Consider the following 16670-nt stretch of genomic DNA (forward strand, 5'->3'; position numbering starts at 1 on the left):
TCCCGTTGCAAACGCCCGTCGCCTCGAGCATTTCGAGGTCGAAGTTCGTGCGTTGCTCAAGCCGCTGCGCCTCCAAAAGCTTGCCGTCGGCGACAAGCTGGTCGAGCCGCTGGCGCAGCTCGGTCTTGATGCCTTTGATCGCCTGCTGCATCGTCGGGCGCGGCGTGACATAGTGGGAATTGGCGTAGATGCGCACTTTCTCGAAGCTGTCGGTCTTGTGGCCGGTCAGCGGATCGAACTCGGTGATGCTTTCCAATTCCTCGCCAAAGAACGACAGCTTCCATGCGCGGTCGTCGAGGTGCGCGGGCCAGACCTCGAGGCTGTCGCCGCGCACCCGGAAACAGCCGCGCTGAAAGGCGGCATCGTTGCGGCGGTATTGCTGGGCCACCAGATCGCCGATCACCTTGCGCTGGTCATAGCTTTGACCGGCGAACAGGTCTTGGGTCATCGCGCCATAGGTCTCGACCGAGCCGATGCCGTAGATGCACGAGACCGAGGCGACGATAATCACATCATCACGTTCCAAAAGCGCGCGGGTGGCCGAGTGGCGCATCCGGTCGATCTGTTCGTTGATCTGGCTTTCCTTCTCGATATAGGTGTCCGAGCGGGCGACATAGGCCTCGGGCTGGTAGTAGTCGTAATAGCTGACGAAATATTCGACCGCATTGTCGGGGAAGAACCCTTTGAATTCACCGTAAAGCTGGGCGGCAAGTGTCTTGTTGGGTGCGAGGATGATCGCGGGGCGCTGTGTCTCTTCGATGATTTTGGCCATGGTAAAGGTCTTGCCGGTGCCTGTCGCGCCCAACAGCACCTGATCGCGTTCGCCTGCGTTCACGCCTTGGGATAGCTCGGCGATGGCCACCGGCTGATCACCTGCGGCGGTGAAATCTGTGCGCAAGACAAAGCGCTGCCCACCCTCGAGCTTTTGGCGCAGATGGCGCTGATCGACCGACAGGGCGGTGTCGGGCATCTGTTCAGGCGAGGTGTTGTGCATCGCTTAGGCCTCCGTGACCCAGATGAAATTGACCTGAAAGCGCCGCGGTTCAACCCTTGGCGCGGTATGAAGGGGCGGCTTGGATTTGGTTAACAAAGTCTTTCGAAATTCGCCTGCATTTTTACAACTTTAAGGAGAATATTTTGTTGTGAGATATGCACTTTTATCGTAAGTTGAGAAGGCAAGCAGCAGAAGTGGTTGCCGGTCGGCCTCGAACCACCCACCCACCCCTCGCTCCCTCGGGGTTGATCGGCAACTCTCTGTGCTATTGCCAATCGCCCCGTGATCCGATCCCTTCGCCCCGCGACAGCTTGGGTGTGGACAAGGCGGTCCGGCTTTTTCATATAGGCATCCGAGACAGTCAGCAAAAAGTTGGGCACATGCGCGCGCGTATCTACAAACCGGCCAAGACGGCCATGTCTTCGGGCACGGCGAAGACCCAGCAATGGGTATTGGAATTCGCGCCGCAATCCGCACGCGGCGTCGATCCGCTGATGGGCTGGACCTCGTCTTCGGATATGAACAGCCAAGTGCGCTTGTCCTTCGACACGGCCGAGGCCGCGCAAGATTACGCTAAGGCCCACGGGATCGAGGCTGTGGTTCTCAAACCCAAAGAGCGCAAACCCAACATCCGCCCCCGCGGCTATGGTGAGAATTTCGCCACTGACCGCAAGGGTGCCTGGACCCACTGAGGCCCGGGCGCCCTATGCGCCCTAATGATCCAAGATCTTGTCCATCGCGCCGGGCTTGTCGTGGAGCGCGAGCTTGTCGACCAAGGTTTCGGTTGCTGCATTCATCCCCTCGACAATGACACGCGCGCCCATACGGCGGAATTTCATGATCGCAAGGTCCAAGGCCTGTACGGCGCTGATATCCCAGATGTGGGCGGCGCTGACATCGATGATCACCTGCTCTGGGACATCGCGAAAATCGAAGGCGGCCATGAAATCCTCGACCGAGCCGAAAAAGATCTGACCCGTAAAGGTATAGCGGCGCTGTTTGCCATCGGCGCTTGTGGTGCTGGTGACACCGAAGAGTTGGGCAATCTTGCCGGCAAAGAAGATCCCCGAGAGCAGCACCCCGATCAGCACCCCGATGGCGAGGTTGTGGGTCCAGATCACGGTCGCGACCGTTGCCAGCATGACGATCGAGGATGAGCGCGGATGGCTGGCCAGATTGCCGATGGAGGCCCATGAGAATGTGCCGATCGACACCATGATCATGACCGCAACCAAGGCGGGCATAGGGATCAGCGAGACGAAATCGCCCAAGCCCACGACCAGGATCAACAAGAAAACACCCGCCGCAAAACATGACAGCCGCCCACGCCCGCCCGATTTCACATTGATCATCGATTGCCCGATCATCGCACAGCCCGCCATGCCGCCGATAAAGCCCGTGGCGGTGTTGGCAAGACCTTGGCCCACACATTCTTGATTGCGGTCCGATGGGGTGTCGGTCAGCTCGTCCACGATGTTTTGCGTCATCAGGCTTTCAAGCAACCCGACGACCGCGACCGCGACAGAATACGGAAAGATGATCGCCAGTGTTTCGAAATTCAGCGGGATATCGGGGATGAGGAACACCGGCAGCGTGTCGGGCAGCGCGCCCATATCGCCCACGGTGCGCACATCAAGGCCCATGGCCATGCTCACCGCCGACAAGATGATGATGGTCACGAGGGGCGAGGGGATCGCCTTGGTCACCAGCGGAAACAGGTAGATGATCGCAAGCCCCGCTGCGACCATCGCATAGGTCAGCAATCCGACATTGCGGGGGTCCAGTTCGGGCAGCTGTGCCATGAAGATCAAGATCGCCAGCGCGTTGACAAAGCCCGTCATCACCGATTTCGACACGAAGCGCATCACATAGCCAAGCCTCAGCACCCCCATCGCGATCTGCAAAAGCCCGGCCAGAACCGTGGCCGCCAAGAGATATTGCAGCCCGTGATCGCGGACCAAGGTGACCATCAAGACCGCCGTCGCCGCCGTCGCCGCAGATATCATGCCAGGCCGTCCGCCCGCGATGGCGGTGATCACGGCGATCGAGAAACTGGCGTAAAGTCCAACCTTGGGGTCAACGCCTGCGATGATCGAAAACGCGATCGCCTCGGGGATCAGCGCCAAGGCCACGACAAGCCCAGACAACAGATCACCACGGATATTGCCCAGCCACTGGGCGCGATAGGTGCTTAAAGAGATCATCAAGGTTTCCTGTCCGGTGACGCGGTGATCGGCGGCGTCCCCGTGTGCCAAGGCACATGTGTCAGTCGTTGTCCGGCGGATCGGCGGCCGGAAGAGCCACCCGGGTCTGGGCCCGGGTCCAAGCGTGATGGGCGCGGCGTAACGGGTTTGGCGCCGATATCCAACCCTTGAAGCGCCTGACACGGGCTTGACCCGGCACATGGCTTGGCGCGAAGTGCAGATTGTTCGGAATTTTTTGACATCGCCGTGTAGGAACCCGGATCGTGACCCCATTGTTCTATGCCCTCATCGCACCCGATGATCCGGCGCTTGCGGCGCTGATCGCCCGTCACGCCGCCCATAGCGCGGCGCATTACCCCAGCGACAGCAACCACAATGAAGATGGTGCCGCTCTCGCCGCGCAGGGCGCGGTCATGTTCGCCGGTCGTGGCGGGCCCGCCGGACCCGTGCTTGCGATGGGTGGCTACAAGCCGATCGGCCCAGACGCGGCCGAGATCAAATCGATGCATGTGGCCGAGGCCGCCCGAGGTCAGGGCGCGGGGGCGCATATTCTGGGCCTCATCCTCGCCCACGCCCACGCGGCCGGGCTGCGCCGTATCTCGCTGGAAACCGGTAGCCTGCCCGCCTCTGCCGCCGCGCGCCGCCTGTACGCACGCGCGGGTTTCGTCACCTGCCCGGCCTTCGGCACCTACCGGCCCGACCCCATGAGCATCTTCATGACCCGCACGCTTTGAGCGTGGACCGAGCCGCCCGGCTGGGTTATCCAGTGACCCAAGCGACCCCTTAGCTCAACTGGATAGAGCAGCTGACTTCTAATCAGCAGGTTGAGGGTTCGATTCCTTCAGGGGTCGCCATCGTTACCCAGCAGCATCCAGCCTGTCGTGATTGACTTGGTCCTCGGCCCTCGCCATCACAATATCACGAACCGCAAAGGGATCATGATGGGCCAAAATGGGATGATCTCGCTGTGGGATCAAACGGCGCAAGAGCGGCCAGCGGACGGTATGAACCTGCCCGCAACGGTCGATCTGGTCATCGTCGGCGGCGGCTACACCGGACTTTCCACGGCGTTGCATGCCGCCGAGGCGGGGCTTTCGGCCCATGTGATCGAGGCCCATGATATTGGCCATGGCGGATCGGGACGCAATGTGGGGCTTGTGAATGCCGGGGTCTGGATGCCACCCTCGGCGGTGCGCGCCACCCTTGGCCCCGATCATGGCCCCCGTTTCTTGCGCCGCTTCGCGGATGGACCAGCCTTGGTGTTCGACTTGATCGAGCGTCACCAGATCCGCTGTGAGGCGACGCGTACGGGCACGATCCATGCCGCACATGCGCCCGCGGGCCTGCGCGATCTGGAGGCGCGCTGGCGCGATTGGGCGCAAATGGGTGAGCCCGTCGATCTGCTCGGACCCGAAGCGATGGCGGAAAAGCTCGGAAGTCGGCGGTATCAGGGCGGGTTGCTCGACCATCGGGCAGGCACGGTGAACCCGATGGGCTATGTGCGCGGTCTGGCGCGCGCCGCGCGTGCCGCCGGAGCAGGGATCAGCACCGGGGTGCAGGTCACGGGGCTGGAACAGGCAGGGGGCGGTTGGCGGGTCAAGACGACGGCGGGGCCCGTGGCGGCCCGTGCCGTGGTCTTGGGCACCAACGCCTATACCGACACACTCTGGCCGGGGCTTTCGCGCAGCTTCACGCCGATCTGCTATTTCCAACTGGCCACGGTCGCCTTGGGCGAGCGCGTCGCGAAGATTTTGCCCGAGGGGCAGGGGGTCTGGGATACCGCGCCCGTCATGCGCTCGATCCGGCGCGACGCGATGGGGCGGCTTATCATCGGGTCGATGGGGCGTATCCACGGCGATGTGACGGGGGGGCTTTCACTGCGCTGGGCGCGGCGTGAGTTGGCGCGGCTCTTCCCCGATCTCGGCCCCGTCCGGTTCGAAGAGGCATGGGATGGCCAGATCGCGATGACGCCGGACCATCTGCCGCGCATCCATGAATTGGCGCCGGGGCTTTACACGCCCATCGGCTACAACGGGCGCGGCATCACCACCGGCACGATCTTCGGCCAGGCCATTGCCGGGCTGTTGACCGGGCGCGCCGCGTCCGAGCTGCCCCTGCCCATCACGACGCTGGCACCGGTGGTCAGCGCGCCCATGATGCGGCGGGTCTATGCGCTGGGCTTTGCCGTGCAACAGATGTTGCGCAGCCTGTAACGAAGGCATCCATGCCCCCCGAATCGCCAGCCGCGTGGTGATGGCATGGGCGCAGCTGCCGCGGCCAGATGGCGGTATTGCGGGGCATGCCGCGCGAAAATGGCGTTTTCCGCCCGTTCCAAGGCGCGAATTGGCCACTCTTTCCGTGGCTTGGCAGTATTCAGCCTGAAATAATGGTCCTATAGTGGTGAAGCTGCGTTTTCGCCTGGGAGGGACGCCACGATGATACGCTCCGAACTGATCCAGAAGCTATCTGAAGACAATCCGCATCTTTACCAGCGCGATGTCGAACGCATCGTCAACGCGATCTTCGAAGAGATCATCGAAGCGATGGCCAGTGGCAATCGGGTCGAGTTACGCGGTTTTGGTGCATTTTCGGTCAAACAGCGCGATGCGCGCACCGGCCGCAATCCGCGCACCGGCGAAAGCGTCGCGGTCGAGCAAAAGCATGTGCCTTTCTTCAAGGCCGGCAAACTGCTACGCGACCGGCTGAACGGAGACGCCTGACCCCAGCCCGGAGTGTTGCCCATGACCATCTTGCGTATCGCAAAATACCTTTTCCTTTTCGTCGTCGCGATCGCTTTGGTGCTTATGGCGCTGGCCAACCGGGAAACCGTCGTGATCGAGATGGTGCCCGAGGCGTTTGTCGGTTGGTTCGGGGTGCAATACGCCATCGCCCTGCCGCTTTTCGTCGTTATTCTGAGTGCCGTGATGGTGGGCGTTCTCGTGGGCTTCGTATGGGAATGGCTGCGCGAACATCGCCATCGTTCGGATGCCAAGATCCACAAACGCGCCGCCCAATCGCTTGAACGCGAGGTCAAGACGCTCAAGGGCGGCACGGGCCAAGATGCGAAGGATGAGATCCTCGCATTGGTTGACGGAACCGGCCCGGCGCGCTGAGAACATGGACATCGCGATCAAATTCTGTGGGCTGACCCGGCCGCAGGACATCGACGCCGCCGTCGCTGCGGATGCACGCTATGTGGGATTCGTTTTTTTCCCGAAATCGCCGCGCAATGTGACGTTGGATCAAGCGCGTGTATTGGCGCTTTCCGTGCCGCCGGGCGTGGCCAAGGTGGCGCTGACCGTCGATGCCGATGATGCGGCGCTGACCGCGCTCCTCGATACCGTGCCGATCGACATCTTGCAGCTTCATGGCCATGAAAGCCCCGCGCGCGTCGCGGAGGTGCGCGCGCGTTTCGGTCTGCCGGTGATGAAAGCGCTGGGCATCGCGGATGCCGATGATCTGGCACAGATCGACCTCTATCAAGATGTCGCCGACCAGCTTTTGATTGATGCCAAGCCGCCAAAGGGTGCCGATCTTCCGGGGGGCAATGGCCTTGCCTTCGATTGGCGGCTTTTGGCGGGGCGCAAATACTGGACCCGGCCTTGGATGCTGGCCGGTGGGCTGACACCTGACAATGTGGGCGAGGCCGTCCGCCTGACAGGCGTGCGGCAGGTCGATGTCTCCTCCGGGGTGGAGGGCGCGCCGGGGGTCAAGGATGCGGGGCGGATGGTGGATTTCGCCGCCGCGTTAAACCCGGTCTGAGGCAGTTTTGACGGGGCTTGCCCTTGCCCCTACACCTGCGCCGCGCTACCCCTCGTTCCGACCAAAGGGGAGGCGACCATGCCTGACGACATTCTCAACAGCTTCATGACCGGGCCGGATGATCAGGGCCGCTTCGGCGATTTCGGCGGTCGCTTCGTTTCTGAGACCCTGATGCCGCTGATCCTTGAGCTTGAGCGCCAATATGAGCATGCCAAGACGGATGACAGCTTTTGGGACGAGATGCATTTCCTTTGGAAGCATTATGTTGGCCGCCCCAGCCCCCTCTATTTCGCCGAGCGGCTCACCGAACGTCTGGGCGGGGCAAAGATCTATTTCAAGCGCGACGAGCTGAACCACACCGGCGCGCACAAGATCAACAATGTGCTGGGCCAGATCATCCTTGCCCGCCGCATGGGCAAGACCCGCATCATCGCGGAAACCGGCGCGGGCCAGCACGGCGTGGCAACCGCCACCGTCTGCGCCAAGTTCGGGCTGAAATGCGTTGTCTATATGGGCGCTCATGATGTGCAGCGACAGGCGCCCAACGTGTTCCGGATGAAGCTTCTGGGTGCCGAGGTGATCCCCGTCACCTCGGGGCGCGGCACGCTCAAGGACGCGATGAACGACGCGCTGCGCGATTGGGTCACCAATGTGCGCGATACTTTCTATTGCATCGGCACGGTCGCAGGCCCGCACCCCTACCCGGCGATGGTGCGCGATTTCCAATCGATCATCGGCAAGGAAACCCGCGAACAGATGATGGAGGCCGAGGGCCGTTTGCCCGACACAATCATCGCCGCCATCGGCGGCGGGTCGAACGCGATGGGGCTGTTCTACCCCTTCCTTGACGACAAGGAGGTGGCGATCATCGGCGTCGAGGCCGGGGGGCGCGGCGTCGACGACCGGATGGAACATTGCGCCAGCCTGACCGGCGGGCGGCCGGGCGTTCTGCACGGCAACCGCACCTACCTGTTGCAAGATGAAGATGGCCAGATCCTCGAGGGGCATTCGATTTCCGCCGGTCTCGACTATCCCGGTATTGGGCCAGAACATGCGTGGCTGCATGACATCGGGCGGGCGCAATATGTCTCGATCACCGACACCGAGGCGCTCGAGGCCTTTCAGCTTTCCTGCGAGACCGAGGGAATCATCCCGGCACTCGAGCCTTCCCACGCCTTGGCCCATGTCACCAAGATCGCGCCGAAGCTACCCCGCGATCACATTATCTGCATGAATATGTGTGGACGCGGTGACAAGGACATCTTCACCGTGGCCCGTGCGCTGGGCTGGGACATGACCGGGGCCTGAGCGGTCTATACCTTGGGTTTAGGCGGCTCTGCGATGGGTTTACGGCCGGGGAACTAAACCCTAGGCCAATGTTCCAGACCTGTTGGATGCGCTCCTTTTGTGGAACCGGGCGGCACGTCGCCGCTCGGGTTCATCCCTAAGGAGTATGCGTGATGAAACCTGTTATCTTGATGTCCACTGCAGCGGGGCTGTTGGCAGCGGGGCCAGTCTTTGCCCAATCCATGGTCGACCAGCTGGTCAGCGAGTACCAAGCGCGCGGTTTCGATTTCATCGAAGTGCAGCAAGGCTTTTCCCAGATCAAGGTCGAGGCGACCGTGAACGGACAGACGCTCGAAGTCGTCTATGATGCGGCCACTGGCCGTATTCTCGAAACCGAAACCGAGGTCGCGGATGCTGACGACCGCAATCGGACCGGGGTTGAGATCCGCCAGCGCGCGCGCGATTTCTTCGATGGTCGTTCCGATGATGATGATGGTGATCGCGGGCGTGGCCGCGGCCGCGATGATGATGATGACGATGATGATCGCGGTGGATATGACGATAATGATGACGATGATCATGACGATGATGATGACGATCATGATGACGATCATGATGACGACGACGATGATGATGACGATGATTGATCGCAGGCACCAAGATGTGTTGGTCTGATGATCGCAACATCCCGTCGGTCGCAAAGCGGCCGGCGGGATCGTGTTGAAAGTGAGGGTAGGAATGTATTCCCGACGCCGCCTGTTGCTTGGCTTGATGGCGAGTTTTGCGATCGCTACGGCGACGCCTGCCTTGGCGCAGGATGACCGGGTGACGCGCAATGTGGTGCGTCAATTGGAACAGCAAGGTTTCGATATTGAAAGGATCAGCCGCACATTGTTGGGGCGTGTGCGGATCTTGGCCACAAGGGGCGATCAGGGCCGTGAATTGGTCTTTGACCCCCGCAATGGCACGATCTTGCGTGATTTCATCTTTGATGATGACGATGATGATGATCGCCCCCGCATCCCCGATATCCGTAATGCCGATGACGATGACGATGACGATGATCGTGACGATCGCGATGACGATGACGATGACGACGATGATGATGACGATGATGACGATGATGACGACAGCGGCGGCGGGGATGACGATGATGATGATTGATCACCCGTTTCCCGGGACCGATGCATGCTGAAAAAATCTTGGTTATTTGGCATCGTGTTCGTTTTGCAGGGTGTTTGTGCGATTTTCTTCGTGTCCGACATCTTGCTGTCGGCCCTTGGTGTGCCGGTCGATCCGGTGCCTTGGCGCTTTCGCGAGTTGATGGAGTTGGGGGCGGCGCTGGGGCTGTTGTCGGGCCTTGGATTGGCGGCGATGCTGTTGCGCGCCTCGCTCAAGCGCACCCGCGCGGTCGAACAGGCGCTGCGCGTGGCCTCGGGCGCTTTCATGGAATTGATCGATGAGCGCTTCGAGGGCTGGGGCCTGACCCCAGCAGAGCGTGATGTTGCGCTTTTCGCGCTCAAGGGCTTTACCATCTCCGAGATCGCCCAGCTGCGTGACACATCCGAAGGAACGGTCAAGGCGCAGACCAATGCGATTTATCGCAAAGCAGGTGTGAGTGGGCGCCCACAGCTTTTGGGCCTTTTCGTCGAAGACTTGATGGGGGCTGCGGTGCAGCCCGATGCGGCACCACGTTGACCGCGCTAAAGCGCGTTGGCCTCCAAAACCTCCAATGGCACGATATCGAGGGCGCGCTCATGCGTGGCGGCAAGGTTCACCCTTGGGGCCACGCCCTCATCATGGGCCTGCAGGAAACGGCTGGCGCATAGACACCAGTGATCTCCCGGTTTGAGCCCTGCGAATTGAAACGCGGGCCGGGGTGTCGACAGATCATTGCCGACATATTTCGAATAGGCAAGAAACTCGGCTGTCATCACCGCACAGACCGTGTGGCTGCCCCGGTCCTCGACGCAGGTATCGCAATTACCGTTGCGGAAAAATCCCGTGATCGGATCGCGCGAACAGCTTTGCAAGGCTTGGCCGAGGACATTGACCGACTCGTCCATGGTAAACCCCATCGCGCCAATTCCTTTAAGCGTTGCACAGCGCCAAGCTATCAGGCCTTTGGTATTTGGCAATGTTCACAACCCTGGGCGACGGTCTTGCGCAACGCTTTATCCTCAGGGTTGTGATGCAAGGCGTTCAGCCAGCTCTCGGAAAACCGTGATATTGGCCGCATCGACCCCGGTGTTGCGAAACCCGCGATCAGCGCCATTGGTGGCGATCACCACGCTGCGCGTTTGGTCGACATAGAGATATTGGCCATAGATCCCGCGCGCCATGAACTGGCCGGGCTCCGCTCCGACAGGCACCCACCATTGGAAGCCATAGCCGATCTCGCCGGGTTGGGTGGGTGCGCTGGGCGCGGTGCTTTCGGCAATCCACCCCGCGGGCAGGATGCGGCTACCCTGCCAAACGCCGTCTTCCGCGATCATCTGGCCAAAGCGGGCGTAATCGCGCGTGGTCAGGTTCAGCCCGCCCAGAACGAAAGCCACCCCCTCGCCATCGGTCAGGTAGTAGGGGTCGGCCTCCAGCCCCAAGGGCGCGATAATGCGTTCGGCCAAAAGCGAGGGGATATCCCGGCCCGTTGCGCCCCGTATCACCATACCGATCACATGGGTGTCGATCGAAACATATTGCCAAGCCGCACCGGGGCTGGCGGCACGTGCGCTAAGCCCTGCGGTAAAGCCGTCAAGCGTGCCGCCCAAAGCGATGACGCGCCCCATGCGGTTGATATCGGAATCGGGGTCGAGATAATCCTCGTCGAATGCGACGCCCGAGGTCATCTGCAACACGTTGCGGATGCTCGCCCCCTCATAGGCCGAGCCGATCAGGCTGGGGGCGTATTGCGTGACCGGCGCATCCAGATCGGGAATGGTCCCATCGGCGACCAACGTGCCCAAGAGTGCCGAGAGAAAGCTTTTTGCCACCGACCAAGAAATGCGCCGATCCTCTGGGTTTGTGCCCAGATGGTAGCTTTCATGTACAAGATTGCCTTGGTGTAAAATCACTAGTGCCGTGACCGCGCGGCTGTCGATCCATTCTTCTATCTTGGGCGGCAATGTCATTGGCTCACCCAAGGGCAAGGGGCTGACCGGCCCTGCGCCACGCGGCACTGCAACAGTCAGAAAGGCGCGGTCCATATGGCTGAAATTCGTCACGATCCGCTCGGCATCGAACAGCGTGTTGACTGCCATCAGCCGGGCGATCTCTTCGCGCTTCCAAAGGCCCGCTGCGAGGGCCAGAACGGCCAAGACAAGCACGACACGAAGCATGATTTTCCCGATGCGGCGCATGGATGCGATCCTCCCCTTTTGCAGCACGAAAGCATGCGGGGCGCGCGCGCGGCAAGGGTGCCCGGCGCTGACCTAGCGGAACTTGTCCATCAGCCGTTGCAGCGGCGAGCGGGCGTCGGCGTTGGGCTGGGCCGCATCTTCGGGCTTGGCCGTGGGCGATGGGGCAGCGCTGTCGTCCTTTTCGGGTCGCGCGCCCGATGTCGACGACCGCGGCGGCGCGGTGCGCAAGGCAACGGCGTTCAGAAATCGCGCGCTGTCACCCTTTGCCAGATCGGCTGCGCCATCCGAGATCCCGCGCATCAGATCGTCAAGCCAGTCTTGTTCGGCCTTGGCGAAATCCGATAGCACATAGCCCGCCACGCGATCCTTGTGGCCGGGATGGCCGATGCCAAGGCGCACACGGTGATAGGCCTCGCCGATATGAGCATGGATCGAGCGCAGCCCGTTATGGCCCGCATGCCCGCCGCCCGTCTTGGCCCGCGCCTTGCCGGGGGCAAGGTCCAACTCGTCGTGAAAGACCGTGATATCGGCCGGTGTCAGCTTGTAGAACCGCGCCGCCTCGCCCACCGCTTGGCCCGATAGGTTCATGAAGGTCTCAGGCTTGAGCAAGATGATCTTTTCCCCGTTCAAGCTGCCTTCGCTCACGCTGCCTTGGAACTTGCTGCGCCATGGGCCAAAGCCGTGATCATCGGCGATCCGGTCAAGCGCCATCCAGCCGATATTGTGCCGGTTTGCCGCGTATTTCGCGCCGGGATTGCCCAATCCGACCCAAAGCTGCATGGCGAAAGCCCCCTTGGCTAGTCTGTTCGGGTGATGCCAGCCTTGGGCGGTTTTGCCAAGCGCCAAGGCGGCATGGGTGGCGGCAAAGGCGGACACGCCCTGATTTTGCCATGGTTTTCCGTCAAGAGCGGGCGCATCATGCAAGCCGTTACCCCAATGATGTGATGAGTGACCGCCCCGTGTATGCGTTCCACCTGAAAGGGATCGATCTGGCGCTGCCCCAAGGGCTGGCCACGCCTGACATCGTCCAGAAACTCCGCGATGGCACCTATGAGGAGGACGAGGCGAATGCCGCCTTTCGTACGGTGCGCGACGGGTTTCGCGTTCTCGAACTGGGGGCGGGCCTCGGCTATGTCACGTCGATCTGCGCCAAGCAGACCGCGCCGGAAAATGTCATGTCGGTCGAGGCGAACCCCGCTCTCTTGCCCGTCATCGTTGATAATCTGGCGCGCAACGGGGTGTCGGGGGTCAATCTCATCCATGCGGCAGTGACTGGTGCCGCGGCGTCAGGGGAAATGGGCGATTTCAAATTGTCTGATGGCTTTACCGGCTCCAGCCTCGATGGAAAGGGGCGTCCGGTCAGCGTGCCGATGATTTCGGTCTATGAGTTGATCCAATCGCACAAGCCGCATGTGGTGCTGATGGATGTGGAAGGGGCCGAGGCCGCGATGTTCGAGCGCCCGTGGAAATGCCCGCTGCGGTTTTGCGTGCTGGAACTTCATCCGCGCAAATACCCGCCCAAGGTGATCAAGCGGATCGTCGATCACATGTCGCAGATGGGGCTGACCTATGACCCCATCACCTCGCGCGGGAAAATCCTCGGCTTCCGCAAGGTCTGGGAGAGCGAGGTATCCGATGCGGATGCGGAACAGGCCCCCTGAAATGCGAAACGCCGCCCGGTCGGGGCGGCGTTTGCGGTAAGCAATCCTGAGCGATCAGGCTTCTTCTTCGGCAGCGCCTGCCTCGGCGGCTTCGGCGCTGACCAGCCCCGAGGGGGCCGAGATATTGGCGATCACGAAATCGCGGTCGATCGTGGGCTTGGCGCCTTCGGGCAGGGCCACATCCGAGATGTGCAGCACGTCGCCGATGTTGCGGCCTTCCAGATCGATCGTGATGTGATCGGGGATGTCACCCGCGGTCACGACCAGTTCGACCTCGGGGCGCACCACGGTCAGCACGCCGCCACGCTTCAGGCCGGGCGCCTTTTCGTGGTTGACGAACTCGACCGGAATGAACAGGGCCACACGCGAGGTGCGGCGCAGGCGCATCAGGTCGACATGGGTCGGCAGATCCTTGATCACGTCGCGCTGAACGCCGCGACAGATCACGCGCACATCATCATGGCCTTCGACCTTGAGATTGAACAGCGTCGACAGGAAGCGGCCCTTTTTCAGGCGCTTGAGCAACACGTTGAAGGGGATCTGGATCGACAGCGGATCAGCGCCGCCGCCATATACGATACCGGGCACCATGCCATTACGGCGTGCTTGGCGGGCGGCCCCCTTGCCTGTCCCCGCGCGTGCCTCGGCGATAAGATCTGGAATCTCACCAGCCATAGCTATTCTCCATCAGATAGAGGGGCCGCCTCCAAGGGTGTCGGGCCCCGGTTGAAGGCTGCGCGGATAGGGCAGGATCGTGGTTTTGTAAAGCCCCAATCAGGCAAGGCAGCGCGCCCCAAGCCCGTGCCGCAGCATCTGCGGTACAAGGCGTGCGGCGCTGATGCGGGGCAAGGCCATTTCCGCGATGGGCCGGTCGGTGCCATAGCGCGCAAGATAGGCGTCGTAATTGTCGAAGCCCTGCCGCAGGGCATAATCGACATAGCTTTCGGCGGCGCAGTTTTCCGCCAAGAGCAGCTCATGCGCTGCCGTTTCGATGTGCCAGTAACTATAGCGCGCGGGCATCTGGGCCGGGGTCAAGCGGTGGATCGCGATGCCATCGACCAGCGCACCGGCATTGATCAAAAGGCCGGAAAGCGCGATGGCGTGATCGGCGGTGACGACCAGATCGCGCACGGGCCTGTCCGGGCCGAACGCGCCTGTACTGATCAAGATCGGGGTCAAAGCCTCGGCGAGGACTTGGATATTCACGATTTCTTGGCGCCAGACCCAGATAATCGGAATAATTCGTCCATCGGCGGTCAAAACAAGATCATCCGGCTGCAGCGTTTCGATGGCGCGCAAGCCGTGCGGCGTAGCGATGCGCGTGCCGGTCAGGAAGCAATTGGCGGCATTGGAAAGGTTCGGCGCATGTACCGATGTCGACCCATTTCCTGTTGTCGGAAACATAGGAAACAAATCGAATGGCAGAAGGGCGGTGTCATAGGGGATGCAATAGTTGAAGGTGCTATGGTTGGTCGTGAATACACCGAGGTTGTATGTCGTCCCTTCGAAGCTGATCGGAATATAAAAGCCGGTATAGACCCCGCCCGTGATATTTGGGAATCCCGCGTTGCCGCCGGAAAAACTGTCATCCGTGGTCAATGCACCTGACCCCGCACCGGCTGCATCGGTCACGATGCCCGCGTTTGTCCAGTCATGTTTTTGGGTCCATTGGAAGTTCGGTCCCGAGATGCTGGAGCCGACGCTGCCTCTCAAAAGAACAAGCCGGTTGTAGCTGAAATCGGCCAAAATGCGCCTCGTGTACTCGCAAACAAAACATGCGCCTTGGCCCACGCCCCACCCAGGGCGCCTTGCGCGGCCCTAATCATCACCGCACATGGTTAATTTTCAGTTAATATCGCTGGGTGAATTAAGGCTTTGGCAATCCCGGCCTGCCCGATCCTGTTCAAAGGGGGGGCCGCCCTGATCCGGGGGGAGTTTACGCCCCCGCGCGGCTTGTCTATCACGCGCAGGACACAACCAAGGAGATGCCCGCGATGTCCGGCCATGGCGATCCCGTTCCAATGACTGCCCGCAAGGGTGTGGGCCTGAAGGGCGTCGCCGATGTGCCGGGCGACAAGTCGATCTCGCATCGCTCTCTTATCCTTGGCGCGATGTCGGTGGGCGAGACGGTGATCACCGGCCTTTTGGAAGGCCAAGATGTGCTTGATACCGCGCGCGCGATGCGCGCCTTCGGGGCCGAGGTCAGCCGCGATGATGACGGTGTGTGGCATGTGCATGGTGTGGGGGTGGGCGGTTTCGCCGAACCCGAGGATGTCATCGATTGCGGCAATTCCGGCACGGGCGTGCGCTTGATCATGGGCACCATGGCGACCTCGGCCATCAGTGCGACTTTTACCGGCGATGCCTCGCTGCGGTCGCGCCCAATGGCGCGGGTGACTGACCCCTTGGCGCTTTTTGGGGCAAGTGCGGTGGGGCGCAAGGGTGGGCGTCTGCCGATGACGATCACCGGGGCGGCCAACCCATTGCCCGTGCGCTACGCGACGCCCGTGCCGTCCGCACAGGTGAAATCCGCGGTGCTTTTGGCGGGGCTGAACGCGCCCGGCCAGACCGTGGTGATCGAGGCCGAGGCCACGCGCGATCATACCGAGCGGATGCTGGCGGGCTTTGGCGCCGAGATCACCACCGAGATCACGCCCGAGGGCCGCGTCATCACCCTGACCGGCCAGCCCGAATTGAAGGCGCAGACCATCGTGGTGCCGCGCGATCCCAGTTCGGCGGCTTTCCCGGTCTGCGCGGCGTTGATCGTCGAAGGCTCGGATGTGCTGGTGCCCAATATCGGGCTGAACCCCACGCGCGCGGGGCTGTTCGAGACGCTGCGCGAAATGGGCGCCGATCTGACCTATGAGAACCTGCGCGAAGAAGGCGGCGAGCCTGTGGCCGATCTGCGCGCGCGCTATTCGCCGGGCATGACGGGTGTGGAGGTGCCGCCCGAACGCGCGGCGAGCATGATCGACGAATACCCGATCTTGTCGGTGGTGGCCGCCAATGCGGAGGGCGCGACGGTGATGCGGGGCGTCAAGGAATTGCGCGTCAAGGAAAGCGACCGGATCGCAGCCATGGCGGCGGGCCTGCGGGCAGCTGGTGTCAGGGTCGAGGATGGCCCCGATTGGTGGATCGTGCATGGCCGTGGGGCCGGTAGGGTTCCGGGTGGCGTGACGGTCGCCACCCATCTCGACCATCGGATCGCGATGTCGTTTCTGTGCGCGGGCTTTGCATCCGCACAGCCGATCACCGTGGATGATGCGGGGCCGATCGCGACCTCTTTCCCGGTCTTCGAGCCCTTGATGCGCATGCTGGGTGCCACGCTGGAGCAGCACGCGGAGGCCTAGACCGGCGGGGGCGCTGCCCCCGTCCCGTTCCGGGACTCCCCCGGGATATTTATGAA

Annotated in this window: 19 protein-coding genes, 1 tRNA gene and 1 other annotated feature; of the genes, 13 read left to right on the top strand and 7 right to left on the bottom strand. The window is 61.9% G+C overall.

Annotated features, from left to right (window positions below; translation table 11 throughout):
* Positions 1-970: DEAD/DEAH box helicase family protein (locus ACTG4J_RS04850; RefSeq protein WP_439137635.1), on the bottom strand; the 970-nt coding region annotated here is incomplete at its 3' end.
* Between the two features lie 404 nt (positions 971-1374).
* Here ACTG4J_RS04850 and ACTG4J_RS04855 point away from each other — a divergent pair.
* Positions 1375-1686, top strand: a complete 312-nt coding sequence (locus ACTG4J_RS04855; protein WP_439137572.1) for an ETC complex I subunit — start codon at positions 1375-1377, stop codon at positions 1684-1686.
* A 21-nt stretch (positions 1687-1707) separates the two neighbouring features.
* Here the strand turns inward: ACTG4J_RS04855 and ACTG4J_RS04860 are convergent, their stop codons facing one another.
* On the bottom strand, positions 1708-3198 hold the full coding sequence (locus tag ACTG4J_RS04860; protein WP_439137573.1) for a SulP family inorganic anion transporter: 1491 nt from the start codon (positions 3196-3198) through the stop codon (positions 1708-1710).
* A gap of 66 nt (positions 3199-3264) precedes the next feature.
* Positions 3265-3321, bottom strand: a sequence feature (sul1 is cis-regulatory element that is thought to sense ions involved in sulfur or methionine metabolism; They are found in Alphaproteobacteria).
* 140 nt (positions 3322-3461) lie between these two features.
* Here ACTG4J_RS04860 and ACTG4J_RS04865 point away from each other — a divergent pair.
* The 10 genes from ACTG4J_RS04865 to ACTG4J_RS04910 all read left to right on the top strand — a co-directional run bounded on the left by ACTG4J_RS04865 (position 3462) and on the right by ACTG4J_RS04910 (position 9945).
* Positions 3462-3932: a GNAT family N-acetyltransferase gene (locus ACTG4J_RS04865; RefSeq protein ID WP_439137575.1), complete on the top strand. Its 471-nt coding sequence runs from the start codon at positions 3462-3464 to the stop codon at positions 3930-3932.
* 43 nt (positions 3933-3975) lie between these two features.
* A tRNA-Arg gene (locus ACTG4J_RS04870) sits at positions 3976-4052 on the top strand.
* Between the two features lie 84 nt (positions 4053-4136).
* A complete protein-coding gene (locus tag ACTG4J_RS04875; protein WP_439137576.1) occupies positions 4137-5411 on the top strand; it encodes an NAD(P)/FAD-dependent oxidoreductase in 1275 nt (424 codons plus the stop codon).
* A 222-nt stretch (positions 5412-5633) separates the two neighbouring features.
* Entirely contained in the window at positions 5634-5918 is a 285-nt protein-coding gene (ihfB, locus tag ACTG4J_RS04880; protein WP_439137578.1) for an integration host factor subunit beta, read from the top strand.
* 21 nt (positions 5919-5939) lie between these two features.
* A complete protein-coding gene (locus tag ACTG4J_RS04885) occupies positions 5940-6311 on the top strand; it encodes a lipopolysaccharide assembly protein LapA domain-containing protein (RefSeq protein ID WP_439137579.1) in 372 nt (123 codons plus the stop codon).
* 4 nt (positions 6312-6315) lie between these two features.
* A complete protein-coding gene (locus tag ACTG4J_RS04890; protein ID WP_439137580.1) occupies positions 6316-6960 on the top strand; it encodes a phosphoribosylanthranilate isomerase in 645 nt (214 codons plus the stop codon).
* A gap of 78 nt (positions 6961-7038) precedes the next feature.
* Complete coding sequence (trpB, locus tag ACTG4J_RS04895; RefSeq protein WP_439137581.1) at positions 7039-8268, top strand: tryptophan synthase subunit beta; 1230 nt, start codon at positions 7039-7041, stop codon at positions 8266-8268.
* A gap of 152 nt (positions 8269-8420) precedes the next feature.
* Positions 8421-8894: a PepSY domain-containing protein gene (locus tag ACTG4J_RS04900; RefSeq protein ID WP_439137582.1), complete on the top strand. Its 474-nt coding sequence runs from the start codon at positions 8421-8423 to the stop codon at positions 8892-8894.
* Positions 8895-9018: 124 nt separating this feature from the next.
* Positions 9019-9411 (top strand): hypothetical protein, encoded by a 393-nt coding sequence (locus tag ACTG4J_RS04905; protein ID WP_439137583.1) that lies wholly within the window; start codon positions 9019-9021, stop codon positions 9409-9411.
* 24 nt (positions 9412-9435) lie between these two features.
* Entirely contained in the window at positions 9436-9945 is a 510-nt protein-coding gene (locus ACTG4J_RS04910; protein ID WP_439137585.1) for a helix-turn-helix transcriptional regulator, read from the top strand.
* A 5-nt stretch (positions 9946-9950) separates the two neighbouring features.
* On the opposite strand, the gene ACTG4J_RS04915 is transcribed toward ACTG4J_RS04910, so the two are convergent.
* The 3 genes from ACTG4J_RS04915 to pth all read right to left on the bottom strand — a co-directional run bounded on the left by ACTG4J_RS04915 (position 9951) and on the right by pth (position 12383).
* The gene (locus ACTG4J_RS04915; RefSeq protein ID WP_439137586.1) at positions 9951-10325 is read right to left on the bottom strand and encodes a DUF2237 family protein; all 375 of its coding nucleotides are present in this window, start codon (positions 10323-10325) and stop codon (positions 9951-9953) included.
* A 102-nt stretch (positions 10326-10427) separates the two neighbouring features.
* Positions 10428-11603, bottom strand: coding sequence for a serine hydrolase domain-containing protein (locus tag ACTG4J_RS04920; RefSeq protein ID WP_439137588.1), 1176 nt, complete (start codon positions 11601-11603; stop codon positions 10428-10430).
* A gap of 72 nt (positions 11604-11675) precedes the next feature.
* Positions 11676-12383 carry an aminoacyl-tRNA hydrolase gene (gene pth, locus ACTG4J_RS04925; RefSeq protein ID WP_439137637.1) on the bottom strand — a complete coding sequence of 236 codons (708 nt, stop codon included), beginning with the start codon at positions 12381-12383 and terminating at the stop codon, positions 11676-11678.
* A gap of 164 nt (positions 12384-12547) precedes the next feature.
* Between pth and ACTG4J_RS04930 the strand changes: the two genes are divergently transcribed.
* Positions 12548-13264, top strand: coding sequence for an FkbM family methyltransferase (locus ACTG4J_RS04930; protein ID WP_439137590.1), 717 nt, complete (start codon positions 12548-12550; stop codon positions 13262-13264).
* A gap of 54 nt (positions 13265-13318) precedes the next feature.
* On the opposite strand, the gene ACTG4J_RS04935 is transcribed toward ACTG4J_RS04930, so the two are convergent.
* Together ACTG4J_RS04935 and ACTG4J_RS04940 are read right to left on the bottom strand one after the other, a co-directional pair.
* Positions 13319-13939, bottom strand: coding sequence for a 50S ribosomal protein L25/general stress protein Ctc (locus tag ACTG4J_RS04935; RefSeq protein ID WP_439137593.1), 621 nt, complete (start codon positions 13937-13939; stop codon positions 13319-13321).
* A gap of 99 nt (positions 13940-14038) precedes the next feature.
* Complete coding sequence (locus ACTG4J_RS04940) at positions 14039-14896, bottom strand: Hint domain-containing protein (protein WP_439137595.1); 858 nt, start codon at positions 14894-14896, stop codon at positions 14039-14041.
* 362 nt (positions 14897-15258) lie between these two features.
* Here ACTG4J_RS04940 and aroA point away from each other — a divergent pair, with 362 nt between their 5' ends.
* Positions 15259-16614, top strand: coding sequence for a 3-phosphoshikimate 1-carboxyvinyltransferase (aroA, locus tag ACTG4J_RS04945; protein ID WP_439137597.1), 1356 nt, complete (start codon positions 15259-15261; stop codon positions 16612-16614).
* Positions 16615-16670: the final 56 nt, after the last annotated feature.

This window comes from Roseicyclus sp. (assembly GCF_965662675.1).
Taxonomy (GTDB): Bacteria; Pseudomonadota; Alphaproteobacteria; order Rhodobacterales; family Rhodobacteraceae; genus Roseicyclus.

What these genes read in the sequence shown, in the direction of transcription:
- pth (WP_439137637.1), bottom strand. Translation starts at nt 12,383, where the DNA reads ATGCAGCTTTGGGTCGGATTGGGCAATCCCGGCGCGAAATACGCGGCA.
- ACTG4J_RS04915 (WP_439137586.1), bottom strand. Translation starts at nt 10,325, where the DNA reads ATGGGGTTTACCATGGACGAGTCGGTCAATGTCCTCGGCCAAGCCTTG.
- ACTG4J_RS04935 (WP_439137593.1), bottom strand. Translation starts at nt 13,939, where the DNA reads ATGGCTGGTGAGATTCCAGATCTTATCGCCGAGGCACGCGCGGGGACA.
- ACTG4J_RS04860 (WP_439137573.1), bottom strand. Translation starts at nt 3,198, where the DNA reads ATGATCTCTTTAAGCACCTATCGCGCCCAGTGGCTGGGCAATATCCGT.
- ACTG4J_RS04905 (WP_439137583.1), top strand. Translation starts at nt 9,019, where the DNA reads ATGGCGAGTTTTGCGATCGCTACGGCGACGCCTGCCTTGGCGCAGGAT.
- ACTG4J_RS04910 (WP_439137585.1), top strand. Translation starts at nt 9,436, where the DNA reads ATGCTGAAAAAATCTTGGTTATTTGGCATCGTGTTCGTTTTGCAGGGT.
- ACTG4J_RS04930 (WP_439137590.1), top strand. Translation starts at nt 12,548, where the DNA reads ATGAGTGACCGCCCCGTGTATGCGTTCCACCTGAAAGGGATCGATCTG.
- ACTG4J_RS04900 (WP_439137582.1), top strand. Translation starts at nt 8,421, where the DNA reads ATGAAACCTGTTATCTTGATGTCCACTGCAGCGGGGCTGTTGGCAGCG.
- aroA (WP_439137597.1), top strand. Translation starts at nt 15,259, where the DNA reads ATGTCCGGCCATGGCGATCCCGTTCCAATGACTGCCCGCAAGGGTGTG.
- ACTG4J_RS04885 (WP_439137579.1), top strand. Translation starts at nt 5,940, where the DNA reads ATGACCATCTTGCGTATCGCAAAATACCTTTTCCTTTTCGTCGTCGCG.
- ACTG4J_RS04855 (WP_439137572.1), top strand. Translation starts at nt 1,375, where the DNA reads ATGCGCGCGCGTATCTACAAACCGGCCAAGACGGCCATGTCTTCGGGC.
- ACTG4J_RS04890 (WP_439137580.1), top strand. Translation starts at nt 6,316, where the DNA reads ATGGACATCGCGATCAAATTCTGTGGGCTGACCCGGCCGCAGGACATC.
- ACTG4J_RS04920 (WP_439137588.1), bottom strand. Translation starts at nt 11,603, where the DNA reads ATGCGCCGCATCGGGAAAATCATGCTTCGTGTCGTGCTTGTCTTGGCC.
- ihfB (WP_439137578.1), top strand. Translation starts at nt 5,634, where the DNA reads ATGATACGCTCCGAACTGATCCAGAAGCTATCTGAAGACAATCCGCAT.
- trpB (WP_439137581.1), top strand. Translation starts at nt 7,039, where the DNA reads ATGCCTGACGACATTCTCAACAGCTTCATGACCGGGCCGGATGATCAG.
- ACTG4J_RS04875 (WP_439137576.1), top strand. Translation starts at nt 4,137, where the DNA reads ATGATGGGCCAAAATGGGATGATCTCGCTGTGGGATCAAACGGCGCAA.